Origin of the sequence: Xanthomonas sp. D-36-1, from assembly GCF_017746155.1 — a bacterium.
In the GTDB taxonomy this organism is placed as follows: domain Bacteria; phylum Pseudomonadota; class Gammaproteobacteria; order Xanthomonadales; family Xanthomonadaceae; genus Xanthomonas; species Xanthomonas cissicola.
Genome location: NZ_JAGHWR010000085.1, coordinates 1 through 17,632, shown reverse-complemented (window position 1 = coordinate 17,632; position 17,632 = coordinate 1). Strand labels below are relative to the sequence as shown.

17 protein-coding genes and 1 pseudogene are annotated in these 17,632 nt (G+C 53.6%); 5 read left to right on the top strand and 13 right to left on the bottom strand.

All coding sequences use genetic code 11. The annotated features are described in order from the left end of the window. Positions 1 to 107 precede the first annotated feature (107 nt). The 3 genes and pseudogenes from J7367_RS19670 to J7367_RS19660 all read right to left on the bottom strand — a co-directional run. A pseudogene (locus J7367_RS19670) lies at positions 108 to 365 on the bottom strand (single-stranded DNA-binding protein); the annotation flags it as partial. A gap of 68 nt (positions 366 to 433) precedes the next feature. Continuing rightward, the gene (locus J7367_RS19665) at positions 434 to 979 is read right to left on the bottom strand and encodes a DUF3158 family protein (protein WP_039570158.1); all 546 of its coding nucleotides are present in this window, start codon (positions 977 to 979) and stop codon (positions 434 to 436) included. Then, on the bottom strand, positions 976 to 1,755 hold the full coding sequence (locus J7367_RS19660) for a PFL_4669 family integrating conjugative element protein (protein ID WP_039570160.1): 780 nt from the start codon (positions 1,753 to 1,755) through the stop codon (positions 976 to 978). Before J7367_RS19660 ends, J7367_RS19665 begins: the two co-directional genes overlap by 4 nt. A 212-nt stretch (positions 1,756 to 1,967) precedes the next feature. Here J7367_RS19660 and J7367_RS19655 point away from each other — a divergent pair, with 212 nt between their 5' ends. Beyond that, positions 1,968 to 3,179, top strand: a complete 1,212-nt coding sequence (locus tag J7367_RS19655) for a phospholipase D-like domain-containing protein (protein ID WP_039570163.1) — start codon at positions 1,968 to 1,970, stop codon at positions 3,177 to 3,179. An 80-nt stretch (positions 3,180 to 3,259) separates the two neighbouring features. On the opposite strand, the gene J7367_RS19650 is transcribed toward J7367_RS19655, so the two are convergent. The 9 genes from J7367_RS19650 to J7367_RS19610 all read right to left on the bottom strand — a co-directional run bounded on the left by J7367_RS19650 (position 3,260) and on the right by J7367_RS19610 (position 11,884). Then, complete coding sequence (locus tag J7367_RS19650) at positions 3,260 to 4,456, bottom strand: STY4528 family pathogenicity island replication protein (RefSeq protein WP_081027972.1); 1,197 nt, start codon at positions 4,454 to 4,456, stop codon at positions 3,260 to 3,262. A gap of 3 nt (positions 4,457 to 4,459) precedes the next feature. Beyond that, positions 4,460 to 5,020 carry a DUF2857 domain-containing protein gene (locus J7367_RS19645; protein ID WP_003413142.1) on the bottom strand — a complete coding sequence of 187 codons (561 nt, stop codon included), beginning with the start codon at positions 5,018 to 5,020 and terminating at the stop codon, positions 4,460 to 4,462. Between the two features lie 12 nt (positions 5,021 to 5,032). Further along, positions 5,033 to 6,718: a ParB family protein gene (locus J7367_RS19640; RefSeq protein WP_039585028.1), complete on the bottom strand. Its 1,686-nt coding sequence runs from the start codon at positions 6,716 to 6,718 to the stop codon at positions 5,033 to 5,035. Further along, positions 6,711 to 6,971 (bottom strand): hypothetical protein, encoded by a 261-nt coding sequence (locus J7367_RS19635; RefSeq protein WP_039585026.1) that lies wholly within the window; start codon positions 6,969 to 6,971, stop codon positions 6,711 to 6,713. The genes J7367_RS19640 and J7367_RS19635 overlap by 8 nt, the downstream gene beginning before the upstream one ends. Further along, the gene (locus tag J7367_RS19630) at positions 6,955 to 7,824 is read right to left on the bottom strand and encodes a ParA family protein (protein ID WP_039574818.1); all 870 of its coding nucleotides are present in this window, start codon (positions 7,822 to 7,824) and stop codon (positions 6,955 to 6,957) included. The genes J7367_RS19635 and J7367_RS19630 overlap by 17 nt, the downstream gene beginning before the upstream one ends. 11 nt (positions 7,825 to 7,835) lie before the next feature. After that, positions 7,836 to 8,075, bottom strand: a complete 240-nt coding sequence (locus J7367_RS19625) for an AlpA family transcriptional regulator (RefSeq protein ID WP_032699504.1) — start codon at positions 8,073 to 8,075, stop codon at positions 7,836 to 7,838. A gap of 130 nt (positions 8,076 to 8,205) precedes the next feature. Next, on the bottom strand, positions 8,206 to 8,994 hold the full coding sequence (locus J7367_RS19620) for a hypothetical protein (RefSeq protein ID WP_081027971.1): 789 nt from the start codon (positions 8,992 to 8,994) through the stop codon (positions 8,206 to 8,208). Between the two features lie 752 nt (positions 8,995 to 9,746). After that, positions 9,747 to 10,670, bottom strand: a complete 924-nt coding sequence (locus J7367_RS19615; RefSeq protein WP_139792599.1) for a hypothetical protein — start codon at positions 10,668 to 10,670, stop codon at positions 9,747 to 9,749. 119 nt (positions 10,671 to 10,789) lie between these two features. Beyond that, on the bottom strand, positions 10,790 to 11,884 hold the full coding sequence (locus J7367_RS19610) for a hypothetical protein (protein ID WP_139792597.1): 1,095 nt from the start codon (positions 11,882 to 11,884) through the stop codon (positions 10,790 to 10,792). Positions 11,885 to 12,575: 691 nt separating this feature from the next. Here J7367_RS19610 and J7367_RS19605 point away from each other — a divergent pair. Both J7367_RS19605 and J7367_RS19600 read left to right on the top strand, forming a co-directional pair. Next, positions 12,576 to 14,159 carry a site-specific integrase gene (locus tag J7367_RS19605; protein ID WP_057663411.1) on the top strand — a complete coding sequence of 528 codons (1,584 nt, stop codon included), beginning with the start codon at positions 12,576 to 12,578 and terminating at the stop codon, positions 14,157 to 14,159. Next, positions 14,159 to 14,668, top strand: coding sequence for a hypothetical protein (locus tag J7367_RS19600; RefSeq protein ID WP_139792595.1), 510 nt, complete (start codon positions 14,159 to 14,161; stop codon positions 14,666 to 14,668). Before J7367_RS19605 ends, J7367_RS19600 begins: the two co-directional genes overlap by 1 nt. A gap of 347 nt (positions 14,669 to 15,015) precedes the next feature. Here the strand turns inward: J7367_RS19600 and J7367_RS19595 are convergent, their stop codons facing one another. Further along, positions 15,016 to 15,747: a hypothetical protein gene (locus tag J7367_RS19595; protein WP_139792593.1), complete on the bottom strand. Its 732-nt coding sequence runs from the start codon at positions 15,745 to 15,747 to the stop codon at positions 15,016 to 15,018. Positions 15,748 to 16,148: 401 nt separating this feature from the next. Between J7367_RS19595 and J7367_RS19590 the strand changes: the two genes are divergently transcribed. Both J7367_RS19590 and J7367_RS19585 read left to right on the top strand, forming a co-directional pair. Beyond that, positions 16,149 to 17,042 carry an RHS repeat-associated core domain-containing protein gene (locus tag J7367_RS19590; protein ID WP_244672346.1) on the top strand — a complete coding sequence of 298 codons (894 nt, stop codon included), beginning with the start codon at positions 16,149 to 16,151 and terminating at the stop codon, positions 17,040 to 17,042. 20 nt (positions 17,043 to 17,062) lie between these two features. Beyond that, positions 17,063 to 17,554 carry a hypothetical protein gene (locus J7367_RS19585; protein ID WP_139792591.1) on the top strand — a complete coding sequence of 164 codons (492 nt, stop codon included), beginning with the start codon at positions 17,063 to 17,065 and terminating at the stop codon, positions 17,552 to 17,554. Positions 17,555 to 17,632 lie beyond the last annotated feature (78 nt).

Below are 17,632 nucleotides of genomic sequence, written 5' to 3'. Positions count from 1 at the left end.
GAACGCCCCGAGAATGCGCTGGAAACAGCGAAAAACCGAAGGTGTGAGCGTAGTCAGCGCTACCGATGCGGGTCGACGCATCCTCTGGCCGCATTGATCAGACCATCCTTAACGGTCCGGCCCTCTACCAGAACCCGCATGCCCTTCTGATACAAATCCTTCCAGTGCTCGGCATCGCGGTGCCAGAGCTCTACCGGAGCCCAGAAGCCGCCACGGTCCTCGAACGTGCCGTCTTTCTTAGGCACCGGGTTATCGAAATAAATGTTCAGCCGTAACAGCCGGTTCGGCTCATCGTTGCCATTTGGAAACTCGCGAAACTCTGGGATCGATCCGATATTGCCTTCGCCAGAGAAATGAGTGCTCATGGTGCTATCTCCGTGGTGGTGAAAAAACCCGCTTGGCACAGCGTTGGGGCAGGGAATAAATGGATAAGTCAGGCCTGGGGCGGCATCCCGGAACGAGCAGTTCCTTTGGCGCCCGCGACTCGGTGCAGGAAGGTGGACTCGGCCTGACTCATCTTGTTGGCGCACTCCAGAGCCTGACGACCTATGGTGTGCATCAGGCTGATCTGCATGTTCAGTACGAGGCGTTGCTGTTCGATGGCATACAAATCGGCTAGCAGGCTTGCCGGCGTGGCATCACTGAGAACCAGGTCTTGCCATAGAGCAGCCCCCATCGCGGAGCGGTCTGGCCTGCGCCAGCGCAGAAAGGTCGTGCCTGCGCCAGTCTTCTGCTGGGCCAGTTCCACCGGCAACAGATGAAAGGGATGTCCGGCTGCCTGTTGCAGCACGCGTCGTTGTGCCAGGACGATCAACTGATCCCTTTGCGCCACGCATTGGCTGGCCCACACATCGAGAGCCCCTTTACCTTTAAAAGGCTTTAAAAGGCCTTTTAGATAGGGAGCCTGTTCCAGCCGGATGAAGTCAGTCTGTTCCAAGGGATGGAAGCGCGTGGGTTGATACAGATGCTGGTCGATCATTCTGGCTCATCCTCGTCGGCCACGACTGACTCTGGCGACACCGGCGCATCGTCGGTCGCTTCGGTGACAGTCGCAGAGGTACTTGATGTTGCACGCGATTGCAGGCCGCGGCGAATGATCGGGGGAGCGAAACGCGAGCGTCGTACGCCTTCCAACACGTCCTGCGGCAGCTCTCCGTACTTCTCCAACGCAGTGCGAGCCGCCGCATTCTTGGCAGCGAAATCGTCTCGCGTGGTGCCGCTGAAACGGTATTGTTGAGCCAGTGAGAAAAGACTGCGCAGCGCGTGAGCGCCTTCGTTGAGCCAGCGTTCCAATGTGCTGCGGTCTATCAGCGCGGTGTGATGCGCCAAGATGAGCTTGCGAGCAATGTCGTCGTAGTCAGCCAGCAGGTAAACCGCCGCGAACCCCAACTGGGCGTTGACGAACAAGGGCAGTTTGACGGGTTGGACGTTGAGGTTTTCGCCAAGACTGAGCGCCGTAGGTACGCCAGCTAAAGACTGGTCAACCTGTTCGCGCAGGTTTTGCAATGTGGCTTTGGTCTGCTCCAGCTTCTCTTCAATGCGTAACATCCACCAGTCCGAGTAGGGATCGTCCTGTTCAGCACCGCGCTTCATCTTGTTCATGACAGATACGTAGCCGTTCAAGCCGACGATAGCCGCCCGTCCTTCTGAAGCTGCGCGACCATGCCAGATGCGTGCAGCGTGATGCGTGTGCAGCGTTAGCGACATCGCGCTGCGTAGGGTGCCAAGATTCAGCTGCAGTGATTCAGTAGCCATAGTGAAGACTCGCTGTAGATAACGAGCCATCAGCTTTCCCGCGTTGATGAGGGGCGTCAGTCAACAAACGGAACTCACCGCCCTCCCAGTTCGCGCGCACCACTGCATGTAGCTATCCCCAGGGGATAGCTACATGCGCCATTCAAGCTGCGCTGATCTTGAGCTGCCTGAGGTAGGCTGTTGCTTCTACGGGTATTTGCAGGGGGAAATGGATGAAAAGCAGTGTTGAGCTGGTAGTCAACGGTATGCAGGTGGCACACGTAGATGCGTTGCTGGATTTGCTCGAACGCGCGGAGCACCTGGATTGCATGGTCGCATTCGCTAAATCGTCTGCCTTGAAGTCCCTGCTAAAGCCGCTGACGAAGGCACTAGAGCGGGGGATGACGGCAAGGTTTGCAGTCGGACTGAGCTTTCATCTGACCGAGCCAGCAATGCTGCGCAAGCTCATGGCACTGAGGAAGGAGCACCAGTTGGCGTTGTATTTGAGTGATACCAAAGCGACGTTCCATCCAAAGATCTATGCCTTCAGTGATTCCGTCAGATCAACAGTGCTAGTTGGATCAGCCAACCTGACGTCTGGCGGTCTGGCTGACAACTATGAAGCTTCGGTACTAGTCACTGACCCAGATGGTTCGCTAGCGAAAAAGGTTGCAGCGCACTTCGACGAATTGATCAGCGAAGAGTCTATCGTCGCGGCGACCAAGAAGAGAATTGATGACTACGCCCAGCAGTTCACTGTCCAGGAAGCATGGCGCAAGATGGCGCAGAAGCGTGCTGAAAGAATCAGTCGTGAGGGTACACAGGATCTTAGCGTTCTGGCGTACCAGTTGGACGAGATGAAACGCAACAAATCGAGCAGTGGTTTCGCCGCACAGCAAACAGCCAGAAAAGAAAATCTCATGAGAGCCAGGCAGCAGATCAAGGATATGGCTACGCTGCGTCGTCCTTCGGCAAGCTCATTTTTACCTGCATACAATCAGCTCATTGATCAGTTCCACTCAGGAGGTCTGCATAGGCAGAACACTCGAATGGCCGAGCAATCTGCAAGATTCATAGCCGCATTGGCTGATATCGTCAGCCGGAGCAGACTCTCGCATGAGACAGCCTTCGAAGTACTCCATCACCACTTCAATGGCATAACAGGTGCAGGTATCAACCTGCTGACCGAGGTGCTGCATACGCTGGACAACAAGCGCTACGCAGTGATGAATCAGAACGCCGTTTCGGGTCTTGCGGCAGCAGGTATCACTGGGTACCCGCTTCATCCCAGCAAGGGGAATGTGAATGGTCAGCTCTACGCAATGTACTGCCAGCATGCTCAGGATGTTCAACAGCAACTTGGTTTGACCAACCTGTCTGAACTCGACGCATTGTTCAACTACCTCTATTGGCAGCAAGATGAGGACGAAGAAGAGCAAACGTAGAAGACTGCATGCCCGAAGCTATCCCCTGGGGATAGCTCCACTGAAGTCCAAGGGACATCTCAGCGTCTCCCCCAGGAAGGTCAACTGCAGCGCAACATCTCTCGTAATCGTGCGATATGTTCTTGGGCTACTTCAGGTGCCGCGACTTTAGGTGGTTCCGTCGGCGCAGTGGCTGGCTGCGTCGCCTTCGGTTGGTTTTGGCCAGCCCAAGCATTGAACTCTCCGCGAATAGCTCTCTGAATTATGCCGAACAGATAGCCAGCGGGGTTCCGGATGGAACTGGCCCTGCAACGTGCCTCCCATTCGTCTAGCACAGCTTGCCTCACTGACGGGTCAACCTGCTGCAAGGCCACCGCCGCCCCTGTTTGCTGCTCTTCCTTGAGAAGAGTGAAACGTTTGGGCAGTTGCAACCCGTTCAACACATGGGGCCCCGTAGTAGTACGTATTTTTTTATTACTTTCTTTACGTACTGTACGGCCCTCATTCGGATTCCGAAGAGCACCATCTGGCGTAGGTTCCAGCCCTGCTTCGGATTCCGAAGAATGCGGATCGAGATTCCGAAGAAGGGCTGGCTCACCTTCTTCGGATTCGTTGAACGTGCCTGCTTGTGGATAACTGTCAGGGTGGAGGCCCGCCTCGGTCAGACGAGTCGTCATCACCTGCAGGCGTGAGGGCAACGTTCGTCCGGTAAGCAGCGGGTCTTCAGCGATCTCTTTCAGAGTTTGTATGCCCACTACTTGCACGGCCTTGGCAGCATGGCCTAGCGCCTGACTAACCAATCCCAGGTAGTCCGGGTCCAATTGCATCGCCTCAAACGGTGTCAGCGGCTCATCGTGCAGCACGTAGAGATTGCCCAAAATGCGTCCGCTTTTCGGGTCGCGCCTTCTGCGGACAAGACTCAGCCACCGGCTAAGACGGAGCAAAGTGAGCGCTCGGGCAACAGTTTCGTGCGAGGCTTGGGCACTGCCGGGCATGGAGCCCAACCAGGGGCGTAGCTGGTCATAGGTGGGGAATGCGGTAAGGCCGTCATCGTTGAGCAATAACCGGAACACCTGCCACGCGTTGCGCTCCAACGGTGTCAATCGTCGATCAAGGAAAAGTGCACGGGGAACGCTCTCGTGTCGGTTGCCGCTATACAAAAATCCGTCGCTTGGTGTCGGCGAGGGGGACGCGATGGTCTTTGGGGTGGACGTTGCAGTAAGAGTGTTCAGCGCTTTATCGAACAGATCCGACAACGCTATTGGACCGCGGCCTCGGCGTGGATCATCCACTGCCATGACCTAAACCAGTCCCTGGTCGATCCAGGAATTGATCGTGGACCAAACCACAGACAGTGGTAGCGCCATGCTTTCGGACAGATCCATTGCGATGTGCAAAACCGATGCATCATCGTCCATAGAAGGGTTTTGCTGGGTGGTGAGAACTTTCCATCTACGCCACAGCTCCGTATCCTGAGACTCATCCAGTACCGGGTGACGTCCTTTGCGTTTGGGCATGCCCAAAATTTCGCGGCGCAGCGCTACTTCCTGGTGAGTCAAACCATAGAATCGGCTGACCATCTCTGTGCTGGCTCCCAATCGCAGCATGCGATCGACTGTCGCAATCTCCTTCTCAACATCCTGCGCTTGCATCAGCAGCCGACGCAGAACATCTCGATTGACGGTGACAGAACACCATGAGACGGACGCATTGAGCAGCACACTGACCTGAGATGGGTGCTTGAGAGCATCGAGCTCATCATCCCCAAATCCCATGGCTTTGCATCGGCGCAGTTGACCGTTGCGTAGATCATGTAGTGCCTGCGCAATCACTGCTTGGTTGAGTGGATGCGGTGACGACATGGATAGGCTACCTCACTCAGATCCGTGACCAGTGCTACCGATTTCAATGTCCAGCAGACGCCGAGCCAACCTTAGGAGCCGGAACAGCTTGACCAACGCCGTGTCACTCAGTCGTTTTGCAGGATCACCTGCACCATGCAGCAGCCTGGGCAAGACACCGCCAAATCGGTCCATTTCGACAATCGAACCTTGGCCACTTAGCGCGGCCAAAAGCATCACCACATCGCCGCCGACGTCGGATGTCCCTTTCAGCTCAGGTTTGCACTTGAACCCAATGCCGTCGTTGCAGGGAACGATGCAATCTGCAAGCGACGCTGCCTCCGCAATTTCGCTAGCAAATTGTGCAATGTGCACCCGTAGCCGGTCTGGAATGTCGAGGCCTGGATCGATGTACCAGACGTCAGTAATGGGATAGAGCCCACCCGCCTGGACGGGAATTGCCTGTAGAACATTGCCTTCGAAGTCAGGAGGCACGGCATCCCCGAGTTCATTTGCAATCAGGCGTTGGATCGACTGCAACCGTTCGGTCGTCTGTGCAGGGGATACGATGTGCTCTTGCACGAGATCACCCACCTCCCGATCAGCCGACGCAGCAGGGACCGACGGTAGCTTGCTCGCAGCCGGGATGAGATCGGCCGGTATAGTTTTTTTTGCGGGTGCTGGGTTCTCTCGCGATGGCGATGGTGTGGTACGCAGACTCTCGACGTTGCCCTCCGGTGTTGTGACGGACGTGAGATTGGACTGGGGAGCCGAAGACGAGACAGGGTGGGGAGTGGAAATCGAACTGGCGGCTGGCTCGGTAACCAAAGCACGTTGACGGCTTTCGCTATCGTTGAGATCCAGGGTAAGCGTGTCATAGTCAACGCCTAACAGATCTGCCATCTGGCCCACCAGCTCGTCTTGAACGCGCTGTATGTTGAAGGCGTCAGGTTGTGCATCAAACTGTGCCAGAACATCCTGGAAGAACTCCCTGAAGTCCACAGTCAGAGTTCGGTCGGCCGAATACCGTTGCCAAATCCGCTCGCATGCCTTACGCAACACGGCAACGCGCTCGACCTGGTGTCGGCCCAGCCCGCCATAGAGCAAGGTGGGGATGGCAGGCAAGAGATGTTGGACAGCATCCTGCATTCGGCTGATATGTGACTGCTGGATGGGGTATCCGTCCGCTGATAGACGCCGGGCAAGTTCAGACTGGCTCAACGCACTTCCCTTCTCCTTCTCATAGAGTTCTCGTACTTTCTCGACTCCGAGGGCGCGTTCGATGAAGGTCAGACCGCCGCGCAGCTCGTTCTCAGCCAGGTGACCGGTCAGCGCTACAATCTCACCGCGCTCAGGCCAAGGACGGAAAAGGCAGGAAATACGATAGAAGCGTTCCTGTTTCGTCTCCGACCACAAGTCACGCAGGATGGCGAGACGGGTGTTACCGCCGCTGCGGATAATGAAGTGCTCCTCACCCGGCCGTCGTGTGATAGAGGGAGGCGCATCAAGCCCACGCTCACGAATAGACGCCTTGATCTCTTCATAAGCAGGGTTACGCTTCACGCGCGGGTCGTGCTCATAAGGACGCAACTGGTCCAATGTCACGACCATCGGCGTGTCGGCAATTGGGTCGCTAAGGGCCGAGGCGGACTCCCCGTTACGCTGGAATCCGGCGGCGAGTAACTTTCCGGCCATGTCTTGAGGCGTGATCTCAGCCATGACGTTTCCTCTCCACCGAAATCGCCACAGCGTCTTCCGCCTCACGTTCAGCTCGCCGGAGCTGAGCTCGCGCATTGAGGCTGGCGCGATGGTCACTTGCCGTCGAGCTGGTGTAGATCGGGGCGCAGCCCACTTTGGTGAACTTCAAGTGCCCGCCTTGTGTTCGCTGGATGTGCCATCCTTCGGCGAGAGCAAATTCGATCAGCGTTCTCAGACGCTTGTTGCCGCGGGCCAGTTCATGCACGTTCGCCATGGCGGGCTCCGGAGGAATCAGTGGGCTTGCCCTTCACCAACGCAAAGCGTTCACGCCAGTTCGGGAACAACTCACCGGCCAGTGACTGCATCGTCTCTAATGCTGCGGGGGCGACTCGGCCAGAGGGCTGGCGGTGTTCAATCCGGTGAACCGGCAGGCCCCGCGTTGAGGCGCGCGGGTAGGCTTCGATCGCCGGAACATCAGTATTCAGCACGTAGACGCCTGGATGTGCATCGAATACATCACGCAGGGCTTGTTGGATGAGTCGAGCGTTGGATGAGATCGGATGCACTCGGTTGATCAATAGATGTAGCGTTGGAGGCTCTATACCGAGGTGACGATAAGGAGCGATGTCCTCCAGCAGCTGTAACGTACCGCGACGCAGCTCACGCGCGGCCAGTATCTCTGGTGTAACCGGGGATAGGGCCATGTCCGAGGCAAGAACGGCCATCTCAAGGAGTACACTGCGAGCACCCTGCGTGTCGATCAATACGAGGTCGTAATCTGGCGCAAAGATAGGTAGCAGGTGGCGTAAGCGCAGACGCCCGTCAGGGGCATGCAGGAGCAAAGTATTTAGATCGCCTCGATCATCGTTAGACAGCACAAGATCCAGCCCTTGGATCACGGTCCGAGATATCAGTTGATCTGTGCGCTGTTCATTGAACGCTAGTAGCTCATAGATGCCACCTGCAGCCCTGTGCGTCAGCTCGAAGTACGACGACAAAGTGGGCTGGACATCCAAATCGAGCAGCAGTACGCGGATTCCCGCGTCAGCGGCCAAGCCACCTAGGTTCGCTGCGGTAGTCGTCTTACCGACGCCACCCTTCGTGGAAATAATGGATACGATCTGCATCGTTGCTCTCCCTAGACGTTACGTGGGAGAGCGGGTTGCTGCACCCGGTTATTTAGGCGTTCGCTGATCCAGAGGTCTACTTCTACGGAATCCCAGCCGACCGCACGAACGCCCAATCGCAGGGCTTGTGGGAATTCGCCCTTTTTCATCAATGCGTAGATGTGGGCACGCTTGAATCCCGATTTCGCTTCAACTTCGTCGAGCCGCAGAATGCGGCGCTCCCCCTGTGGCAGGGCAGGCACTTGCAACATCGTGGACACTCCTTAGCGCTCAGTGGCGTTCGTTGGTGTGCCCCTATTCAATACACATGGCTAGCAAAAGACATTGCAAATGCAGTTTTTGATCTTGCACATACAAGCTTGCAAGCTGATGGTTGGACTGCTAAACGCTCGCTACGTCTGCCACAAACGAAGTGCGGCCCCCCGGTGTCTCTGCACTTCGGATCTTGCGACGTGCTTGAGCAAACTTACCGTTCAGGGTTCGCTCCGTGATGCCCATCAAACCGCCGTGGTGAGCAACAAGAGAAGAAACAATGGCCTCTTGGGTTCTGAAGCTGGAGTACGGCTTGCCTGCTGGCGATCGAGAGAGCATCAAGTCCAACATGCCCCCTAGAATATTTTGATATGTAGATTCAGACCTATCTGTGATGGTGCAATGGCTGCAGATGCGGTTCTGTTTGCTATGACTCAGCAGGTCATCGTGCTGCTCCTGAAGCGCCTTGAGCTGGCGTTTGTAGTGTTGCAGCTCTGCTTTCATTGCCTGCCGCTCGACCAACAAGGCGTGGCCAGTTTCAAGCGTGATGGTTGGATGAGCCATGCGCTCGCTTCGGCTGAAGAGAAAAGCGGGCCTGTGTTCTGGGTAGTGATGTCGCATCCACTGCTTGAGATCAACATGTCGGATAGTCAACTCCGGTGAGTCCCAGACGTCTTCGTCCTCCACCGTAATGCCCTTGATGCCGTAAGGTAGTTCATAGTGGAAAATGGCATCGTAGAGACGCTCGGTATAAAGACGGAGCTCTGTCCAACGAGGGAAATCGAGTGTGTGCGGGAGACTCCTGGGCGATGTGATCAGGGTCAGAATCGCACGTTGATGCTTGAGTAAGCCCGCCCAGCGTATAGCTGCTTCAATCGGACGATAGAAAACCTTTGAAATGGGTACACCTTCGTGCATTGCTCCATCTCCTAAACGCAATTGCTGTATTCAAAATCCAAGGATGCCTTCCGCTAAGGTGGCGCAGGGCAGACATGCTAAGCGAGTCTTGGACCGCGTAAGCATTACTCCACGGCGCAGCACCAGCGATGATTTTGATATATGCGTCTAGAATAAATTACTGACGTATACTATCTAATCCGATGGGAGTGAATAGAGAAGTATTTTGGTGCAGGATTGATCAAAATCCCCATTCGTCCATCACGGGTGCCATAGTGAGCTTTTATTCTGGTTGAGGCCCTATCAAGACCTATTGAGTATCAGCTGATCTGCACAGTGTCTAGGTATTACGTCTCAACGTAGTCCTTGTGGTTGTATTGCAAATTTTTTACACCCGGTGAGACTCCTGAAGCATAGTGATAGATCTATAAAGACTACTGTAATGCAGTGTAGCCACCTCCAAAGCACCCAAATCTTCGCGCGGCGTTGAAATAAAACCCTTGAATCCATAGGCACTTGGAGTACGAAAATAGTTGCTTCAAAGGGTCGACTAATGACACTTGTAGAAAAGATGCCTAGCCATTAAGCATATTAGTTATGCATTGGCTATTGATTAATATTAACTATAGAGATACGATTAATACTGAGTTATACAAAGCGGTGGCATATTACATCTTTAGTGCTGCCGCTATCGGGCTTAGCTGCGAAAACCCAATGGCGGCTATTCATAGAAACAGCATTTGGTCTATAGCGAGATTCAGTGTGGAATTAACCTACTGGAATTTTACTTTCCAACAAGCCTGATCTCGAAAGCTCTGAAGCAAAGGAGAGCGCAGCATTCCCCAGACCGTGTAGAACTCGCTCGTGGAAAGTTCCTCCATCCGATTGAAGTCCTTAGCCTTAGCTAAAAGAGCGTCATAACGACGAATAAAGCGGAAAGCTATGGGCTCCATTGTAAAGTCGCTCAGCATGTTAAATATCCAAACCTTATGATTATTGGGTAAAGGACCGGCTAATACAGCTTTGACATATTCGCACGCATCAAGCCTATCTCCTGCTTCCGCCCGTAAATAGAGACCATTAAGATTAGGATGGCTGCCGCTAATGCACTGGTGATACTTTCGAAGTAGAGTCAGAAGAATCTTGTAGCAGTCCGTTTCAGTCTGCTCCACTAAAGCCATCCAGGGATCGCGGCTATGTTGTTTTAAGTCGCTGACAATCCAATCCAGCTTAAGGGAGTCATCTCTTTTAAATATCGAAGACGCTAGACCAGTACTCTCTGCCCAAAACATCATTTCTGAGGGAGACAACAAATCAACCGGTGTTTCGCATTTTTTAGACCATCCTGAAAACCATGAGGTTTCTTGAACAGACAAGTCAATTGGCAAGCAAAGATACCAATTTTTTACTTCAAAGTGCGCGGAGTTAGTCGCAGTATCATATGAGTTCCTGATTTGTTTTTTTTGAGAATCTCCAATGCCATCGGTGAAATACTTACACTGATAAACGTCAATAGGGGACACTCCGAGTTCACCAACATAAACGTCGATCCCAGCATCTCCCTGGTTTACTCGTATGCCTCTGACTGTATGGAGCGGATGTTTCGCCCTAATAACCATTTCACAAGCACGCTCGAATGCAGCACGAGCACCCTCTTCGTTACCGTGCAAAAGCGTTAAGTCAGTCCAATTCGACATGTATTCACCCCTTAAAGTTCCTATGACATCAGCTCCGACGCCAAGTATAAAATGCTATAAAAATTGACTAAAAATCGCGTCAATGCACTTATTTTAATCCTTTAGAGACAAACGCAAAATTAAATGTGGTTTATTTCTGGATAGAGTCCTGATGACCAGTCAAACTTAATGAGGTGTCCTCCGAAAAACACACCTGATTTGTTCCAGTGGTTGTCCGAAGAAATGAGAAAATGGGGCACGTATAAATCCCAGAACTCTTCAACAGTATCGACGTTATCCTTAAACGCCATGCCGCCTAGAGTGACCAAACGATCGCAAAGAAAATCAGCTACTTTGGCATACCAGTCTGCTTTGAGAGGTTCGATGGTGTCAGAAGTAAATTCTGTGCCGCCTTCGTGGAAAATCTCACAGCGGTATCTGAACATATCATCGATTGTTCCCTTCCAGATTTTCGCGTGGGGATTCGGATTAGCCGTAAGAAAAATTTTTAATTGGTTATTTTCATTGATTTTTCTTGAGTAGTACTTACTAGGGGCTCCAACAAGGATTGAAAAACGCTTACCTGCGCCAGGCCCATCCTTTTCTCCCGGAGGAAGCATTGATTCCAAGCCAATCCAGGAAAAAGCAAATCTGTGGGAAATATTTGCTGTCTGTTGTGACTCTCTATCCCAGGACATGCATTTGCTTAGGGCTTTACCAAGGGGTGTCAGTTTCCCTAGAATATGATCGTGCAGGAATTTGTCCCAATAGCTCGTACCTGGATCCCATTGAAGGGCAGGCCCCATCGCTGTATTTCTAGGTTTTAGTGCAGTCCATTTTCCGCTTTCAAACATAGCCCCCACTGCCATGCCGTCTCTTCTATGCCAGTTAATTAGCCGAGCCCGTGCCATAGTGACTTTTTTATTGAATACAGAGAGTGCTAAGTCGGCCACCATCAAACCAATCTTTATACCGTAATCGGAAATATCCTTCATCGGGATTAAAAGCACTTTAATATAATTTAAAGTAAGCGGGCCATGATCAGTAATGCCAAACTCGTGAAAAGATTCTTCAACTGCCGAAAAAATTTCAGAGCTGCCACAGTTGGGATCCTTTGGATCTTGGATAAGGTACATGTCAGGACCTAACCCGAGGCCAATAGGAGGTATCGAAAGCACGCCTGTCACAGCAAAAGCGACCCATTTCTCAGACCTATTTATGTCAATTTTAAGCATGCAATGGTCTTCCCTGTGGTTGAGGATTGATGCCTCTAACCCACTTATAGCTTACCCACTTCGCCAGATCTGAGCGATTGGCGCATTCGCTGTATCAGCTTCACCGAAGGTCTGGAAGAAATGCCTGAAAATTTAGTGGCTTGAACTGTCGCGACGGTAGGATCCGGGGCAACACCCGACCGGCGCAGCGGAGCTTTGACATTGGCCCGGTCGCATACCAGTGAATGATGCAGGCCTGTCACCCGCATCTGAAAGCCAGCGGTGAAGGACGGATCATCAACTTGGGTTCGGCAGGCGGCCTCTTGGGCATGGTCGGGGTGCGCTCCCTATGGCATGGCGAAGGAGGCAGTGCGCCCACTGACACGCGTCAGAGCGCGTGAAAGGGGTGCCGACAAGATCACCGTCAACAACGTCATGCCGATTGCCGAAACCTTCGGCAGCAGAGCCATACCGTCGTAGCCTTGATAGCTGTCCTTGGAGCTTAGCGGCGCTGAGTGGACGCAGTTGACTTGTCGAGAACAGAGCACCGGTACATAATGCGGTCTAATCCCGTAGCCCATTCGGGATAAATTTCTTTTACATCAATGGGTTGGGCGCGTTGTACTGTTCCCATCGCCCGCTCCAGAGCTTCAGTCAAGTCTTTAAGTGGTTGACTTGGTTAGATATTTCGGCCGATTGATGATTCCGAGCGATGCCCCTTGAGGTATCAATCGAGGTATCAATCTTGCCCAAGCCTTTGATGATGTCGCGCTCGGCTGGCCTGCATGCGCGTTTCTTTGTCCCTACCGATCTTCGAGCCTCGATTGGCTCGCGTTACCTCGTCCGATCGCTGGGAAACCGTCGTGGGGACCACGCCAGGCTGGCGGCGGCCACGATGGGAATGGCACTATCGATGGCATTCGATGCCATGCGGAAAGGGATGACCGTGGATCTGGAAGAGCTGCTGGAAAAGGTTCGCAGTGGGGACATCAAAGAGCTGACGCTGAAAGACGTGACGCTGCCCGACGGCACGCGCATCGCTAAGGCGCAGCTGGACAACCCGGCCGATGCCGCCATGTTCGGAGACCTAATGTCGCGGTCTCGCCAAGTGGAGCCGTCCGAGGTCACGTCGGCTAGGGTGACCAAGCGTCGGGAACAGTTGCGCAGCGCCAGTCAAGGCATTGCCAAGCACGCTTCCAACGCATTGATGTTGTCGAAAGCGATGGCCGATCATTTGAGGGACTTGGCCGGGGCACGCCTGCATCAAAAGACCGTGCTCGAAAGCCGCCACACGCTGCGCCTGTTTGCCGGGATCATCGGCAAGGACGTGCCCGTGGCCTCGCTGACCCAGGATCACGTGCGGGCCTTCTTCGAGGGCGTGCGCTACTGGCCCTCGAACGCGACCAAACGGCCGGCCTACCGAGACCTGTCGGTGCCCGAGGTCATCAAGCTGGCGAAGAAGAACCAGGAGCCGGAGCCGGCGGCGTGGACCATGGCGAAGCACCGGCAACGGCTGAGCGTGTTCCTGGTGTCGCTGGTCGAGGGCAAGCATCTGGCGGTGAACCCACTGGCAGGCATCCGAGCAATTTCCACGCCGGATTCGGAAGACACGGGCTCGCCTTTCACGGACGCCGAGTTGAAGGCGATCTTTGACCCGGTGGAGTTCCCGAAGTGGGCGTCGAAGTATCCGCATCGCTGGTTTGGGCCAATCCTCGGGCTCTACTCGGGCGCGCGCGTCAACGAGATCGCGCAACTCCGGCTGGAGGACATCGACACCATCGACGGCGTGCCCGGCTTCTTCGTCCGCAAGATCGGGAAGAAGCAGAGCATCAAGAACAAGCACAGTAGGCGGTTCATCCCGCTCGCCCAGCCTGTGATCGATTGCGGCTTTCTGGACTACGTGAAAGAGGCCCGACAGGCTGGAGTGGAGCGGCTATTCCCGGACCTGCCCAACTCGACCGGGCTGGGCTATGGGCGGCAGCTGAGCCGTCAGTTCTCGGTCTACATCAAGCGGCAAGGCGTCTCGGAGAAGGGGCAGGGATTCCACGGGTTCCGCCACACCATCGCTTCAAAGCTCGACGAGGCGGGGGTGTCTGCTTCGGCAATCGGGGCACTAACCGGGCACGGAACTGGTCAGACCGTGCTGGAGAAGTTCTACATCGATCGACGGAGCCTGCCGGACCGGGTGGCAACCCTTGCGAAGTTCAGTCCGCCTATCTTGCTTCCTAGTTACAGTTCAGGCCTTTTCAAAAAGCTGTGCGATAAAAAAGGTAAAATTCAATTATGGATACATTGATGAAAGAGGAAGTAGTTTCGGCTAAAAGGGGGGTAATAGTCGTTCGCTACACTGTCTGCGCTAGTTACGGTGAGCCTGTTCCTCACTTTATTCAGCCTTACGGACGGTTCATAGTCATTGATACCAATGGGCCGCCTCAGGTGCTAGCGCAAACGGACTCCCTCGACGAAGCTTGGGGATTCGTAAACGAAAGGGCAGATCTGGTGCCTGCCCAGCAGCCGTTGCCAAAAGAATTCCTGAGCAAGGCGTTTGCTCCAGGCGTCGCTGGGGATCCACCCATCGGCGACTTACACGGATCGATCGATATAGTCGGGGAGGATGGTGAGCCGACAAAGGATCAATTTGAGAACAGATGGGTCGCTGCCTCTGAACACGGGGACGGCAAGGATATGACCGGGCTTACCATCTTAGCCGGTTATCCATCACTGAAGTCACTGAACGAGGCATTGGCGGCCTCGACTTCAGCAAGCCTTGCTAAACCCCATGAGAGCCGTTATCGCCGGAGCTAGAATCCGGCGCCGCTCCATATGTTTTAGGAACAGCGCAGATATTCTGATGCTGCCACCTGGGGGTGATGGATGGGCCCCATGAGTAAATGTGTTCCTGCCAATGCGAAATCGCAATCTGGACGGCCCGATCTGCGTCCAGCTTTGCCTGCTCTGGGTCAACGCGCGCGAGGGACGTTAAAAAGGCCTGATTCCAAAATTCTTCGATTCTCATGTCGTTTGATTCGCTGCGATAGGTTTCGCTTCTTAACAGACTAGGAAAGGATGTCAAGGATGGAGCAGATGTTTTAACTAACAAAGAAGCCCGGTATTGGCGCCTTCTCGCCTTTTCTTGCTGCGGTGCTTCGCATCTATCGCTGTCCGCCGCTGCTTGGTGGCTTTGGGTGGCTCAGCGTTGATGCAGTCTTGGGCTTAGCGAACTCAGGAGGGCGCAAAACCGTATCCTCTGCGCTTAGCGGGCAAGCGCGGCGAACAAACTGAACTCCATCATCAGTAACGCGGCCGACGATGACCAGGCTATCGTTAAGTCTCAGAACTCGGTCCTCCTTAAATTCACTACAAAATTTGTTGGGTTGGAGATCGAACATTAGGGCGCTGTGGCCTGCCAGCCACTCCATCGTCGGGAAAAGAACGGATTTTGCGCTGAGCACAGATGCGGCACTAGTGATAACTGCCAAACAGCCAATAATGCGAGCTAAACTTAAAATTACATCCAGATCTGCTGGTTTGGACCAAGTGATCATGGCTTTACCAAGGCTGCCAAGAATTGTCCCCGGAATGACGAAAACGCCAGTTATCGCAATCAGGGCGGCCAGGACGGGCACGAATGAAATGGGAACCAGAAAAGCCACTGTTGTAGCGAAAGCTGCCGGGTCTTGCTCAGTTGCTTCATTCACCGCCATCCGGCTGACCCCGGTCGCAGCCGCTGCTGCGGTCACGCTTCCCGCTGCGACTAGCAACTTCACAAGTGGCGGCTGCAACTTGGGAAGAATCCAGACGTAGGCTTCCCTCAAAAATCCCGCAGCGAAGAGGAAAAATGATAGGTAGCAACCTACCCGCGCGGCGTCATGGTTCAGGTGCACTGAGGATACCGTCACACTAATAACAAAGCAGGCTAGCGCGATCAGGTATACCTGAGCTGTCGGTCGTATGCCTGCCCACCAAGTTTTGAACCTTGCGAGTAGACCTGCCTTTATTGAGGTCGCCGAAGAATCCATAAGAGTCCCTGTTCTTTTGCGAAGGGACTTTAACTCGTCTGGATCTCACAACCTGATATCAGTGGCCATACCTACACCGAGGTAGCCTAGGCGACGTCGATTCAATCGTTGGCGCGCCGGTATCTCGATCGCGGCGTTCTTCCAGCGCGATGTTAAGCGGCCTAATCAAGTCCAGAAGTCCTAGGGAAGGTCCCACGACACGGACCGTTCAGGTCTATACCCAGGCTGGCCAGCTGTTCTACACAGAGGCGTCGGGCAAGGGCAACATGGAATACGTCTATCTCAATGGGAGCTTGCTTGCCACCCGTAACTCAGGAACCATCAAATTCCAGCACACCGATGCATTGGGCAGCCCTATTGCGGTGACGGACACGGCGGGGCAGGTGGTAGAGCGCACCGACTATCAGCCCTACGGCAGCCCTATCGGCAAGACGGTCGATGGCATCGGCTACACGGGACACGCCATGGATGGCGCGACCGGGCTGACCTACATGCAGCAGCGCTACTACGACCAGGACCTTGGGCGGTTCTTGAGCGTGGATCCGGTTGCCGCGGACTCGGTGTTGGCGGCTAACTTCAATCGCTATAGATACGCGTCAAACAATCCGTATAGTTTCAAAGATCCAGATGGAAGGGCTGAATATTACAATTTTCCCAATGGGGTGACGGTTGTCATACAGAGCTACAATAACAAAAGTCAGTTCTCCAACGCTCAAATAGAAGTTCAGGCGTCAAAATTCAATGGTCCAACATCAGGCGGTAAAAATATGGTTGTTCTATTCCGTCAAGGTTCTGGAGCTGATACGGTAAATATTTCAACTAATAATGCGTTAAGCGATGCGCCTGGTTCAAATAATCGATCTCATGTCGATAAAATTAATGGTAGAAATGTGGAGATGGCGCCAGATGCGGTTGGGTCGATCACTGTAGGCCATGAAATGGGCCACACCTTGGGGGCGGGCGATCAATATAAAGGTGGTGTTGACGCTGGCGGAGCACAACTGAGTAATGATGTTCCTGGAACGCAAGGTGCGATCATGAGAGACTATGGTGGACAGCCGGCCAGTCAGCAAACCAGGGACGAGATTGAAAATAATTCTACACAGCCTGGTAATAAAATATTTAATTGCTCATCGATGCAAGGGAGTTCCTGTAAATGAGATGCTATCGAGCGGGTTTTTTGAGCCTTATTATTTTTGCCGCAGGTGGCGTCGTTCTACAAGCGGTGGCATCAGATGGTGACGTTTCTTCTGGTGTTGGGCCGAAGCCGACAGCAGCACCAGTAGTTACGTGCACTGTTAAGATGAATAACTGGTGCATTATTCAGGCCGATGCTGGTCTCAATATGATTGAGTCTGGGAGGGACCGAATCTGGAGGCTGACTGCGCCGGATAGTTCGAAAGAGCTTGTAGTTATTAGAGAAAGCAAAGCTTGCGACACGCCTGCTGATATACAGCCAAGAAAGAATTATGAAAGAGAGGAGCGTTCTTCCTCTGGTGAAATATATAATGTGATGGAATTTTACATTACATCTGATAGGGCTTGCGTGCTAAAGGTTAAGTATCTGGCCGGGGGCACGGAATCGGCGCTCGAAGCAGTGCAGTTTGCGAAAAATAGAATTTACCTCTGCGCGAAAGGTTTGTGTAATAGGCCGTTGTTAAAGGTGTTGTAGTCTGGGTATATGTTAAGCTGATGAGGGATTTTTTGTCTGCTTGATTCGTTATCCGAATTAAGGAAGGTCTGATCAACT